The organism is Sodalinema sp., from assembly GCF_046483825.1.
In the GTDB taxonomy this organism is placed as follows: Bacteria; Cyanobacteriota; Cyanobacteriia; order Cyanobacteriales; family Geitlerinemataceae; genus Sodalinema.
In genome coordinates this window covers 1-14,079 of record NZ_JAWOCL010000169.1, presented here as the reverse complement: position 1 = coordinate 14,079, position 14,079 = coordinate 1, and the positions used below count along the sequence as shown (strand labels likewise).

Here is a 14,079-nt window from a genome sequence, read left to right as displayed (position 1 = left end):
CGAGATTATCTTCAAGTACCCTCGGTGAGGGAAATGCCGGAAACGTTAGCCTAGAAGCTGGGGAAACGGTGCGATTCTTGAACGGGGATATCTTTAGCAATGTGACAGAAACAGGACGAGGAAATGCGGGCAATATCAGAATCATTGGCAAGCGAGTAGAAGTGCGAGAGGGCGCTCAGTTAAGTTCGAGTACATCAGCACAAGGGAATGGAGGTCGGATAGATATCCAAGGGACTGAGGCGATTATTTTTTCAGGAGAAAATGCAGAGGGTTTTCCGAGTGCCGCCTTTAGCCGTGTGCGAGAAATGGGACAAGGAGATGCTGACGAGATTAACCTGCTTGGTCACTCTATCGAAGTCAGTAATGGAGCGAGATTATCTTCAAGTACCCTCGGTGAGGGAAATGCCGGAAACGTTAGCCTAGAAGCTGGGGAAACGGTGCGATTCTTGAACGGGGATATCTTTAGCAATGTGACAGAAACGGGACGAGGAAATGCGGGTAATATCAGAGTCATTGGCAAGCGAGTAGAAGTTCGAGAGGGGGCTCAGTTAAGTTCGAGTACATCAGCACAAGGGAATGGAGGTCGGATAGATATCCAAGGGACTGAGGCGATTATTTTTTCAGGAGAAAATGCAGAGGGTTTTCCGAGTGGCGCCTTTAGCCGTGTGCAAGAAATGGGGCAAGGAGATGCTGTTCAAATTAACCTGCGTGGTCACTCTATCGAGGTCAGTAATGGAGCGAGATTATCGTCGAGTACGTTTGGTGAGGGAAATGCCGGAAACATCACCCTAGAAGCTGGGGAAACGGTACGATTTTTGAATGGAAATGTCTTTAGCAATGTCGAAGAAACGGGACGGGGAAATGCGGGCAATATCAGAGTCATTGGCGAGAGGGTCGAACTGCAAGATGGGGCGCGTTTGTCCTCAAGTACTTCGGGTGAAGGAAATGCCGGCAGGATAACCGTTGAAGCGCGTGACACGGCACAATTCTCAAATGCTAATATCTTTAGTACAGTAGAAGCAGGAGCCGAAGGAAACGGTGGCGATATCCGAATTCTTGGCAACACACTGTTCGTGGAAGATGGCGCTCAGTTAAATGCCAATACTCTAGGGGACGGGAATGCGGGGACAGTCAGAATTGAAGCGAATCATAGGGTAGTCTTCTCAGGAATTAATGCCGATGGTTCACGTAGTAGAGTCTCTAGTACCGTAGCCGAAAGTGGGTTGGGCAATGGCGGAGGAATCAGCATCTTCACCAACCTATTAGAAGTGCGAGATGGTGCTGGGTTGGATTCTAGTACCTTCGGCGAGGGAAATGCTGGAAGAATTACGGTTGAGGCTAGTGAGAGCGTATTATTTGCTAATGGTTTTGCATCTGCCGTTGTTGGGGAAAATGCGCGAGGAAATGCGGGAGGAGTTAATATTATTGCTAACAGTTTAGAAGTGCGAGATGGATCTCAACTCAATTCGATTACCTTGGGTCAAGGCAATGCCGGAACGATCAGAGTTGAAGCCAACGATAGGGTCATTTTCTCGGGAGTCGATCCTCAAGGAGTACCCAGTGTAGGCTTGACGAGCGTGGGGCAGACAGGGCAAGGGGATGCGGGAGCCGTTAGCATTATTGCCAACAGGGTAGAACTACGAGATGGGGCGGGGCTAGATTCGAGTAGCTTGGGTCAAGGCAATGCGGGAACGGTCTCGATTGAGGTGAGTGAGACATTGTTGTTATCAAATGGTTTCGTCGGGAGTGGTGTCGGAGAAACCGGGCGCGGCAATGCCGGCAATGTGACTGTCGTGGCTGACCGCTTAGAAGTCTATGATGGGGCATTATCCTCCAGTAGCTTGAGTCAAGGAGATGCGGGAACGGTAACGGTTGAAGTTCATGACACCGCTATCTTTGCAAGCGTTCATTCCCAGGACTTCCCGGTTGGTTTATCCAGCACCATTGAAGAAACGGGACAAGGGAATGCCGGAGGCGTGAATCTCATCGCCGGGACTGTGGAACTGCGAGATGGAACGGGGTTATCTTCGAGCAATAACGCCACATCCAATGCCAATGACTTTACAGCGGGTGATGTCTTTGTCCAAGCCGATCGCCTACACCTGAGCGATCGCGCCGACATCAGTGCCAACACCGGCGATCGCGGCGGCAACATCCAACTCGACACCGGAACCACCATTCTACGGCGGGGTAGCACCATCCAAACCAACGCCGAAGGAGACTTCCCTGGAGGCAATATCATCATCGATACTGATGCCCTGGTGGCCCTCGAAAACAGCGATATCACCGCCAACGCCATCAACGCCGCTGGGGGTCGAGTGATTATCAATACTCAAGGCATTTTTGGCACGGAATTTCGGGACGAACTCACCCCCGAAAGTGACATCACCGCTACCTCAGACCTCGGGGCTGAATTCAGTGGTTCCGTAGAACTCAATACCCCAGACGTGGATACAACAACGGGACTGGTGGACCTGTCTGCTAATCCCGTCGATGTGGCGGCTATCCTGGATACTGACCCCTGTACTGAGGGACGGGAGAGCGAGTTTTATGTGACTGGACGGGGGGGATTGCCCCCCAATCCCGATGGGTTCCTGGCCGCTGAAGCCACGTGGCTCGATTGGCGTTCCCGAGAAGAAGACTCATCAGACACCACCATGATTCAGGACGAGGACACGGCTTCTCTAGTCGAAGCTCAAGGGTGGCACGTCAACGGGGACGGGGCGGTGGTTCTCTCGACTCAGACTCCTGATGGCTCACCCACCCCTCCCCAGACAACGCCGGCTCACTGTTCTTCACAGCTCAGCCGTTAACCCTCAACGATGACTCGCTTAGGCTCCTTCCCGCAGCTTATCGAGGACACCGCGATCTTGCAGCGTTGACGTATCACCCGAGATTTCCTGGCCCGCCGCGAGATTGCGCAACAGACGACGCATAATTTTCCCAGAGCGCGTTTTGGGCAAATCATCCGTAAAGCGAATCTCCTGGGGACGGGCGATCGCCCCAATATCGTCAACCACATGTTGTTTCAACGCCTTGGCTAACTCCTCAGAGGGGTCATACTCCGACTCCAGAGAAATAAAGGCCACAATACTCTCCCCGCGCAACTCATCGGGTTTACCCACAACCGCCGCTTCCGTCACCGCCGGATGAGACACCAACGCCGACTCAATCTCCATCGTTCCCAAACGATGGCCCGAGACGCTAATCACATCATCAACCCGGCCCATCACCCAGAAATAGCCATCCTCATCCTTACGAGCGCCATCTCCAGCAAAATAGAAATGTTGCCCATCCTTGGGTTGAATATGCTCCCAATAACTGCGGCGGAAGCGATCGAAATCCCCATACACCGTGCGCATCATACTCGGCCAGGGATGTTTCACCACCAAATAGCCCCCCTGATTGGCTTCAACCGGGTTGCCATCCAAATCCACCACATCGGCAATAATCCCAGGGAAGGGACGAGTCGCTGAACCGGGTTTCGTGGGAGTTGCCCCCGGTAGCGGCGTTAACATAAAGCCGCCCGTCTCCGTTTGCCACCAGGTATCGACAATCGGGCAACGCTCGCCACCAATTACCCGGTGATACCAGACCCAGGCTTCCGGGTTGATGGGTTCGCCGACGGTTCCCAAAATCCGCAAGGAGGAGAGATTGCGAGATTGGGGATGATGTTCCCCGGCCTTCATAAAGGCGCGAATCGCCGTGGGGGCGGTGTAGAAAATCGTGACGCCGTATTTGTCCACCACATCCCAGAAACAGCCGGGATTGGAGGGGCGAGGAACTCCCTCATACATAACCGTCGTAGCGCCATTGGACAGGGGACCATAGACAATATAGCTATGACCCGTAATCCAGCCCACATCAGCGGTACACCAATAGACATCGGTATCTTGTAGGTCAAAAGTCCATTGGCTGGTGATGTGGGTGTAGAGGTTATAGCCGCCGGTGGTGTGAACGACCCCTTTGGGCTTACCGGTACTGCCGCTGGTGTGGAGGATAAACAGCATATCCTCACTGTCCATGACTTCGGCGGGACAGTCAGCGGAGGCGGTTTGTTGCAGATCATGCCACCAATGATCGCGCCCCGGTTCCATGTTCACGTTGTCCTGGGTGCGTTGTACCACCAGTACATTGTCAACGCTGGGGATGGCGTTGTCGTCGAGGGCTTTGTCGACTTGGGGTTTCAGGGGAATCACGGCATCTTTGCGATAGCCCCCATCGGCGGTAATGACTAATTTCGCTGAGGCATCTGTGAGGCGTTCCCGTAGGGCTTCGGCACTGAAACCGCCAAAGACCACGGTATGCACTGCCCCAATACGAGCGCAGGCTAACATGGCGATCGCCGCCTCGGGAATCATGGGCATATAAATCCCCACCACATCCCCTTTCTGCACGCCAAAGGACTTGATGACATTAGCCATCTGGCAGACTTCGCGATGCAGTTGCCCGTAGGTGAGGGTGCGGGAGTCTCCGGGTTCTCCTTCCCAGATGAGGGCCGCTTTGTTTTTGCGCCAAGTTTTGAGGTGGCGATCGAGGCAGTTATGGGAGATATTGAGTTTGCCACCGACAAACCATTTGGCTGTGGGAGGGTTCCAATCGAGAACCTTGTCCCATTTCTCGAACCACTCCAGTTCCTTCTCGGCTAAATCGCCCCAGAAGCCTTCTGGATCAGCGGCAGCGGCATCGTAAAGCGCCTGATAGTCCTCCATGCTTTTGATGCGGGCCTGAGCCGAAAACTCAGCCGAGGGGGGGAAACTGCGCTTTTCATGGAGGATCGATTCAATCGTGGGTTGAGACATAGGATTAAAAAAACAGGATTAACAGGTGATTTGTATCCAGGCGAACAGACACGAGAACTTCTATTTTGCCTTGAGAGGCGATCGCCCGAGAAGCCCTCGTTAAATCAGTTAATAATCAGTGGCGGGATCCGGTGTCGGATCAGCGGCAATTTGCCCCAAAACACAGGTATTCCGTCCCTGTTCCTTCGCTTCATACAAGGCACAATCGGCCGCCTGGATCAGTTGATGGGGAGTATGACTGAGCTTGGGGGTAAGATTGGCGACCCCACAACTGAGCGTAACATAGGGGGCCACGGCTGAGCTTTGATGGGATAAGCGCAAACAACTGACATTCTCATTCATCCGCTGCGCCACCTTCAGCGCATCCATGAGCGTCGTATCCGGTAGGATGATGGCAAATTCCTCACCGCCATAGCGAGCCACCACATCCCCGTTGCGGACCGATCGCGCCAAGGTTTGGGCAATTTTCTGTAAGCAGTCATCCCCCTGACGATGGCCGTAGGTATCGTTATAGGGCTTGAAATAGTCCACATCACAGAGAATGATCGAAATCGGTTGTTGACGACGCAAACTCAACCCCCAAGCCCGTTCCAGATATAAATCAAAGTAACGGCGGTTGGCCAGTTGCGTCAGGCCATCACAGGTGGCCAGTTTTTGCAGACGATGGATTTTATGCAAACTAATCACAAAGCTAGCCGTCAATCCAGCGGCGAGGGGGGAGATCACCGGAACCCAGAGACCATTCAGGAACGCCAGATAGCCAACGGTGGGGGGAATCAGACAGAGTCCCAGCAGATAGAGCAGTAGGAGACTCCAGGCGGGAGAAGTATGGCTGCGAAACTGGCTCGTTTGCCACCAATACCAACTGATCAATGTCCCCGCCGCCGCCCAACTGATGACCCAAAGCCATTCTAGGGCGGGACTCGGGACGCGAATAATTTTACGACCATCCAGGGCCGCGCTCACCAGTTGGCTGGTGAGATTGGCGTGAATCACCAAACTCGACATTTGCGTGTCGCGATCGCGGGTTCGGTTACTGTAGGGGGTGTTGTAACCTTCCTTGAGACTCGGGGCCACCGGGCCAATAATGACAATGCGATCGCGCAGTCGGTCATCGGAACTTTCCCCGGCCAGAACTTCGCTCATCGAGACGCTTTCAAAGTTCTCTCGGGGGCCACGATAGTTGAGAATAATCTGATAGCCGCCGTCATCAATCTGAGCATAGCCGCCATCATTCTTACGCAGAGATTCAATCAGGGTTTTGCCTAACTGGACGCGACTGGTTCCCGGTGCATCGGCTTCGATGGACACCTGTTCCTGTTGCAAATACATCAAGGCCAAGGCGGTGGCGAAACTATTGCGAATGTGACCCTCATTGTCACGTACTGAGACCAACGCTCGACGAATCACACCATCGGGGTCCATGACCATATCCGCTAACCCCACCTGATTAAGCTGTTGCAAAATCGGCGGCGGCGGCACCGACTGGCCCACATACTTTTCCATGCCGATCAGGTTTGGGGTACTCGCCAACACCTGCGAGAGGCGATCGCTCCCCGGTTCGATGGGAACATCCCGATACAGATGGAGTCCTAGGACACGAGGCTGCTGCGATCGCACCTCTTCGAGCAAGATCGCCAACCGCTCATCGGAGAGGGGCCATTGGCCGGCGGCTTCGATATCATTCTCGTCAATGGTCACTAGGACAATACGAGGATCACGAGCTTCGAGGGGGCGATGTTGAATATAGCGATCTAACATCGCCGCTTCAAACATTTGAAACAGTCCTCCAGTCGTCGCCGCCAGGACGATACCAGTTGTGCCAAAAATCGACCCCAACCTGGCTCGCCATTGCCATAATCGGTGTCGAACAGGGGAACTACTGCACATAGATTCAGATTGTCCCGTTTGATTGCGAAAACGGGGAGGCGCGATCAGCATAGAGTTTGTCCGCAGATGAAGTCTGATGATCGAGGATTAAGCAGGGGGCGATCGCCTCCCCGGTTGATATCCGTTTCTCCAGTGTAGTTGTTTTTTTGGGGCTGAAAAGCCAGGCCAGTACCGCTGACGACAACGGAACCCGTCCTGACTCTTCTGCACCTCTTCTGCACGTCTTATGTCTTGTTTAGCAGCCATGACCGCCCATTCCCCGGAACGGTTCGCCGATCTTCTAGTGAGCCGTTGCGCTCCCCGTCTCCGAAGTTCCGGGACCGACAACTCAGCCTACCGTATCTTGGGGTTGACCTTCATTATCATCTCTCGGCTCGAAGACCTCTGCCGCGCTCTGATGGTCAGGTTGACTTTGACTGAAAACCGGGGCTAGAGGTTCGAGGCGAAGCCGTGAGCTAACGCTCAAATCAGCACCCATGGCCCCGTTGATCGCGGTCAATAGCACTATACTGAAACCGATGACGGGTCGAAAAACCCAATTTGTCTTAACCATAGTCGATGCACCCTGATGACGATTGGCCAGCTCGGCCATTTGATACTTCCATTGTCTTGGAATAGGAAGCATCCTGTCATCCGTTAAATTGCGGAAATTGAGGCAATCTCGGCAATAACCTATCTAAAATGAGGGGACAGACCCCTTATTTAGGGTTAACGCAGTTGACCTCCCGACCATTTCTCTAGAGCGACTAGAGCGTATTTTCGCCATCTTCAGATTCAATCTGCACCTCCTCTTGAACCTGCTGACAGCGTTCAATATAAACCTCACAGGGGCGATCGCCTTGTATTTTCTCCAAACACTGCTCAAAGAGTTTTTGAGCCTCAGAATATTGCTTGACATGATACAAAAATACCGCCTGTTCAAAATTAGTCCGTTGCTCAAACTTCGCCACTTTCAACGAAGGTGGATCCGCATCAAACACCTCAAACACTGAGACTTTTTCGGACTTCCCTTTCACCTGAACTCGGTCAATCAGTCGAATCATATAATTATTTGTATCTTCAAGCTGTAAAAACGTCCCATGAGAAATCAATAACGGTGTCCCATAGAGTTTCGTTAACCCTTCAACACGAGACGCCAAATTCACCGCATCACTGATCACCGTCGTATCCAAATGATGTTGTCCGCCGACAGTTCCGAGCATCAACAACCCCGTATTGATGCCAATCCCAATACGAAGCGGGGGACGACCCGGACGTTGACGGGTTTTATTGTACTCACTCAGACAGTCCAACATGGCGATCGCCGCCCGAACCGCATCATCAGCCCCCCCACCAAATAGGGCCATAATCGCATCACCAATATACTTATCAATAAACCCATTATTGTCAGAAATTGCCGGTTCCATCCGCGACAAATAGGCATTGATAAACCTAAAATTATCCTGTAACCCCATCCCCTCCGACAAGCTTGTAAAATCTCGAATATCTGAAAACAGAATCGACATTTCCTTCTCAACCGCCTGACCGAGTTCCACATCAACCAAACTTTCATAGCCCAAAAACGAGAGAAACTCATGGGGGACAAAACGAGCCGCCGCATCCGTTAACTGAACCTCCATATTCAGCGCCCGATCCAAATCCTGGTTCACCTGAAACAGCTCCCGTGTCGCCCGTTCTCGCTCCGCATCCGCCTGGCGACGAGAGGCAATATCCTGAAACGCGATCACCGCAAAGGTGACATTGCCCTGACGACTAAAAATCGGCGCTCCCCACATTTCCAAAGGTAGACGCTTCCCCCCCAAATCCACATCCAGCGCATTAGCCTGAGAATGTTCCCCCTGTAACGCTCGCCAAGCCGGGGTTTGCTCCAGAGGGAATGGTTGTTCAGTCCCAGCAATATAGGCCGCAGGCGCCTGACGCACCTCATCGCAACTCCCAGGAACGCCAATCTCTCCCAGAATTTGATCGGCCATCGCATTGGCATAATGAACCGTGCCATCATCGTTAAGCACACAAATACCAACCGGTAAGGCTTCGAGAAACTGTAACAGACGGCGATCGCTCTCATACTGTCGTTCCCGAATCAGTCCCGTCGCCGTACTTAACCCCGTCCCGAACAGAGCCACAATGGGAGCAATCACCGGTAGCCACCAGCCGAGTTGAAACGATAGATAACTCAGCAAAACCGGTAAACTTCCCGTTAAGACTAACGTTCCCCCCAACCAGAGCCAACGGAGTGTGCGAGACTGGCGGCTGAATTGGCGTTCCCCCAACAAGCGATGGGAAACCATCACCCCACTGACGGCCCAAATTAGCGTCCAAAGCACTTCTTGCCAACCGGAAATCCAGCGCAACAAGGGTCGTCCATCTAAAGCGGCCCCGACAATTTCACTAACAAAATTCCCTTGTACCACCAGACTCGAACTGGCAAAACTTGAGTCGGTATCACTGTAGGGGGTGTACAGACTCTGCTGCAAACTCTGGGCCACCGTACCAATGAGGACAATTTTATCGTCGAGCGCTTCGGCGGAGAGGCGATTGGCTAGCACATCCCGGATCGAGATCGAGACAAATTGTTCCCGGTCGCCGCGATAATTGGACAGAATTTGGTAGCCCCCAGCATTGGTCTGGCCATAGCCACTTTCTACCCCTCGTAAGGGGACGAAACGGGCCTGACCTAACTCCATGATGCTCCGTTGGGGGTCAACGACCGTCAGCTCTAGGTCATATTCCTGTTGCAGATAGAACAAGCTCACCTGAGCCGCAAAACTCAGTTGCACCTGATCCTCAGCATTGGGATGGGAGAGGAGACTGCGGCGTATCTTGCCATCTTGGTCCCGCACAAAATCCGCAAAGCCGATTAAACCTCGCTCCGCGAGAATCGGCGGTGGCGCGACGGGAGAGCCGATGAGCTTATACACCCCGATTAGGTTCGGGAGCGTCTCCATGAGTTGGTCCAACTCCTCGGAACCAGGGGAGACGGGTAAATCTCGATAGATATTCAGACCGATGACAGCGGGGTTGGTGGCGGCGAGATTGGTGATGGTTTGGGCTAGGATGCGATCGCTGATGGGCCATCCTCCCAACTCTCTCAGGTCATCCTCATCAATGGTGACCAAGACAATGCGAGTTTCGGGCGCTTCAGGAGGACGCAGGCGAAAATAGTGATCGAATGTTGCCCATTCGAGGAGTTGAAACATCCCCTGATATTCCAAGACGATGACGGCCACCATCACCATCACAACTGACAAAACCAGATCTCGCCAGCGATTACCTTTTGCCGATCGAGTTGCCCATCGAGGTCTTTGCATGAACAGATTAGTCGGTTCAGTATGGCCAGATTCGGATGATGCGAGAGGATGCACCCTGCAAGTCAGGGAAGGTTCGGGACAAACATTGTTTCCCTTCTACGATATCGGTTTATTGGCTCTCTCGCTGTGGTGTCATCCCAACTGGCGCCTCCCAAGCCGAGACTCAGACTTAAAACGCCAAGAAGGCTTCTCCGGCGAGGTCACCGAGGCCAACCGTCGTCAGGAGATTCGTCCAGCTTTCGAGTGCTTCGGGATTCTCCGGCGCTTGACGATACTCTTGAGCCAACAGATTTAGGGTGTCGTACCACAAGCCAGCATTACCATACCAAGCCGCTTGTTCCAACGCAGACCATTGTGCAAAATCAGCGGGAACCTCAGAACTCGGACTCACCCGACGTAGAACGCCGCTCACCCAGGGCAGATCTGTTTGAGCGGGATTACATAAAATTCCCAAGTCCCAGTGATAGGTTTGCTCAAGTTCTAAAGGAGCGACGGTTGAAGGCAATTCAACTTGTAAAATACCGGCACTGTCCTCGATGGGGATAATCTCACTATACAGTTCCTGATTTTGTGCGTCTTTGAGGCTGAAATAAACGCTCGTTGCGTCGGTCGGAGGAAGATAGACAAAGACAACGGGAGCTTCAGCGGTGGTCAGTCCAACTTGTCCGGGAGGAATTAAGGCGGACAGGGAATGTTCACTGTTGGGATCTTGACGACACTTTTGCGAGGCGGGGCGAGTGGCGCCACCGGCCGAGTCCGGTAAACGTTCGCCGGTTGGGGGCTGGAAGGCGACTGGCCCAACGCTTTGAGCGTGAGCCGAGTTCTGGGGGGCTGTGAGCAACAGACCCAGTGTAAAAACAGTCCAAATCGGGATATAACGACTTAGCATAGGGCCACCTTCTTAGATAGGGTTGGATTAACTTGAACAGGCGATCGCAGAGATAGCGTTCGAGTGTTCCAGGGTAGCTCCATTGTAGTCTGCTGATTTGGCAACTGTCCAGGTTAGATTGTGCCAGTTCTCACCGGAAAAATTACCGTTTCAGCGCCCCTTGAACACCGTCTTACTCATCGTCAACAATGGCGGTGCGATCGAGCAAGAGTAAGTTTCTCAGATGGTCCGTATCGAGATCCGCCAGCCAGGATTCGCCGGAACTGACGACTTGTTCCGCTAGGGCTTGTTTACTCTCGATGAGGTCGTGAATTTTTTCTTCGAGGGTTCCCTGGCTGACAAATTTGTGAACCTGAACATTGCGAGTTTGACCAATGCGAAATACGCGGTCGGTGGCTTGGTTTTCGACGGCGGGATTCCACCAGCGATCGACATGAAACACATGGTTGGCGCGGGTTAGATTTAACCCCGTTCCCCCAGCTTTTAGGGAAAGAATGAAGATGCGGGGGGCTTGGGGATCTTCTTGGAACCGTTCCACCATCTCCTCCCGTTGAGCTTTACGAGTTGCACCATAGAGGAAGAAGACTTCACCGCCGAGTCGTTGTTCTAAATAGGTTTTCAAGACTTTACCCCATTCTGCAAACTGGGTAAAAATTAAGGCGCGATCGCCCTCAGCAATCAATTCATCAAGGAGTTCTTCGAGTCGCTGCACTTTACCTGAATCCTGACTCATTTTTTGCAAAATATTGGCTTTGCTTTTCTTATTTTTTAAGCCCAACAATTGAGGATGATTACATACTTGTTTGAGTTGAGTTAACAAGCCCAAAATCAAACCGCGTCGTTGAATCCCCTCTGCCGATTCAATCTCCGCCAGGGATGCTTGTACCAACTCTTGATAGCGTTTTGCTTGCCCAGGAGTGAGGGGACAAAACTCTGTCATCTCTTGTTTTTCGGGCAAATCTTGAATAATATCCTTATCCGTTTTTAGACGGCGCAGGATAAACGGCTGAACCAGCGATCGCAGCGTATTCAGAGAGTCCGTATCCCCATAGCGCTCAATGGGAATCGCAAAACGACGCTTAAAGAAGCCATGATCCCCCAAATAGCCCGGATTCAAAACATCAAGAATTGACCAAAGCTCCGACAGTCGATTTTCCACCGGCGTTCCCGTCAAGGCAATACGAAACTCACTGTTAAGTTGTCGCACCGCCTGAGCTTGTTTCGCGTGATGATTTTTAACATTTTGTGCTTCATCCAACACCAAAACCCGCCAAGAGATGCGCTTCAACAGCTTTAAATCTCGATAGACCAGAGCATAACTGGTAATCAAAATATCATGCTGTTTCGCCACCGACACAAAGGTATTGCCCTTAGCCCGTTTCGCCCCATGATGTACCTGAACCGACAGCGACGGACCAAACTTTTTCACCTCCCGCTCCCAGTTTCCCAACACCGACGTCGGACAAACCAACAACACCGGACCCGTCAACGCCTCCTGGGCCTGTAAATGCTGCAAAAAGGCAATGGTTTGGATGGTTTTCCCCAAACCCATATCATCGGCCAAACAGGCTCCTAAGCCCCAACGCTCCAAAAAGGCCAGCCAACCCACCCCTCGGGCTTGGTAGGGGCGCAACTGGCCCACAAACGAGTCGGGCGCTGGCAGGGGTTCTAGGGTTCGTTTCCCCGTGAGCGTGTCCATCAACTCCTGCATCGCGCCGCTGGCTTCAAACTCCACCACCGGCAGTTTGCCTAGGGTTTGGGTGTCTCCCATACTGATGCGCAAAGCATCTTCGAGGGAGAGAGACAACTCCCCTTGACGATTACTGAAAAACTCTTGCGCCGCTCGCACATCGGCGACCCGCAACTCCACCCATTCCCCATCGACTTCAACTAAGGGACTCCCCTGGGTGGTGAGATGGTCAAATTCGGCTTTAGAGATGGTTTTCCCGCCGAGACTTAACTGCCATTGGAAGTTGAGTAACCCTTGCAATCCCAGGGTTTGTCCCGGTTTGGGGGCTTCGGCTCGCACTTGCAGGCCCATACGTCCTGAGGGGCGATCGAGACTCTCCAAACTCGGCGGTAAAATCACCCCTAATCCCGTTTCCTGAAGCCGCCAACGCACGGTTTTGAGAAATTCATAGGCCTGAATGCCATCGAGGGGACAGCGTTCAGGGCGGGAGGTTTGCAAGCTGGCTTCCAGGGTGGGATAGAGCCGTGAGGCGAGGCCCAGACCACTGAGGAGGGTTTCTTGGGGGCGGTTGATAGTATGGCCCCCTAGGGTGAGTTGATCGACGGGGTGACTCCAGATGGTGGCGGCGGAGACGGTAAAGTTAGGGTCATAGACCGCTTGTAGGAGAAAGTCTAAGCACCAGGGGTCGCTGCTTTGCTGGGGTGGCTCTAGGCGTAGGGCGGTGCGAAATTGGTTTTGGCCCAATAGGGCCGATTCGACAGGCGCTAACCAGGTGTTGAGGGTGCTGGCCAGGGGGTCGGCTTGTTTGAGGCTGAGATTGAGGCTGGGGTTGCTGCTGGTTAGGGCGCTGAACCACTCTTGGAGCAGTGGCGGGACGGGGGTATCCTTGGGCTGGGTCAGGGTTTGCCGCACTTGGGCATCGACGATCGCACTGAGGAAACTGCGAATCAGAGACTCGGGAGTGGGTACGCCGCCGTCGGAGTCGGGGGCCTGAGGTCCCATGGCGCGACAGACATCGGGAAAATGTTGACTGAAGCGGTAGAGGCGATCGCTATCTTGGGGGCTATCGAGGAGGAGTTGCCAACGGGCTTCGAGATGCCCATCGGGACAGATAACGAATCCGGGGACAAATTTACCACGAGCGAGTAGATCTAAACTCCAACGGCTCAGATGTTGCCAGAGTTTTAAGTCGGGGCCAACCAGACTTTGTTTTGGGTCGGTCTCGGCCACCGTCAGGGGAAGTTGACGCAACAGATCTAACGTTGGTTCAGGGCGCAGACGCCGGCCAGACACGCGCCAGGGATGTAGCGTCACCGCCGAAGCCTCGGGAACGGGCCGGGCCGAATGCAGAGGACGTAGCTGGCCGCTGTCATCTTGGAAACTGGGGAGTTGTAGGAGCTGCTCCTCTGGGGGACAGTCAGCGGCGAGGTGAAGCTGATGCTGCTGTAGACTCTGGTGGAGTTCGTCGGGGCTAAGGGCGAAGGGATGGGCGGCGAT

General features: G+C 53.2%; 7 protein-coding genes. 2 read left to right on the top strand and 5 right to left on the bottom strand.

The window, feature by feature from the left end; all coding sequences use genetic code 11:
* A partial coding sequence (locus R6U67_RS10905) for a beta strand repeat-containing protein (protein WP_410252570.1) occupies nucleotides 1-2,813 on the top strand: 2,813 nt, incomplete at its 5' end.
* Nucleotides 2,814-2,831: 18 nt separating this feature from the next.
* On the opposite strand, the gene acs is transcribed toward R6U67_RS10905, so the two are convergent.
* Both acs and R6U67_RS10895 read right to left on the bottom strand, forming a co-directional pair.
* A complete protein-coding gene (acs, locus tag R6U67_RS10900; RefSeq protein WP_410252569.1) occupies nucleotides 2,832-4,802 on the bottom strand; it encodes an acetate--CoA ligase in 1,971 nt (656 codons plus the stop codon).
* 108 nt (nucleotides 4,803-4,910) lie between these two features.
* Nucleotides 4,911-6,692, bottom strand: a complete 1,782-nt coding sequence (locus R6U67_RS10895; protein ID WP_410252568.1) for a CHASE2 domain-containing protein — start codon at nucleotides 6,690-6,692, stop codon at nucleotides 4,911-4,913.
* 226 nt (nucleotides 6,693-6,918) lie between these two features.
* Here R6U67_RS10895 and R6U67_RS10890 point away from each other — a divergent pair, with 226 nt between their 5' ends.
* Entirely contained in the window at nucleotides 6,919-7,125 is a 207-nt protein-coding gene (locus R6U67_RS10890) for a hypothetical protein (RefSeq protein ID WP_410252567.1), read from the top strand.
* Nucleotides 7,126-7,438: 313 nt separating this feature from the next.
* On the opposite strand, the gene R6U67_RS10885 is transcribed toward R6U67_RS10890, so the two are convergent.
* The 3 genes from R6U67_RS10885 to R6U67_RS10875 form a co-directional block, all read right to left on the bottom strand.
* Nucleotides 7,439-10,003 carry a CHASE2 domain-containing protein gene (locus R6U67_RS10885; protein WP_410252566.1) on the bottom strand — a complete coding sequence of 855 codons (2,565 nt, stop codon included), beginning with the start codon at nucleotides 10,001-10,003 and terminating at the stop codon, nucleotides 7,439-7,441.
* Nucleotides 10,004-10,172: 169 nt separating this feature from the next.
* On the bottom strand, nucleotides 10,173-10,844 hold the full coding sequence (locus R6U67_RS10880; protein WP_410252565.1) for a DUF928 domain-containing protein: 672 nt from the start codon (nucleotides 10,842-10,844) through the stop codon (nucleotides 10,173-10,175).
* A gap of 220 nt (nucleotides 10,845-11,064) precedes the next feature.
* Nucleotides 11,065-14,079 (bottom strand): DEAD/DEAH box helicase (locus R6U67_RS10875; protein ID WP_410252564.1); only part of this gene is annotated, 3,015 nt, incomplete at its 5' end.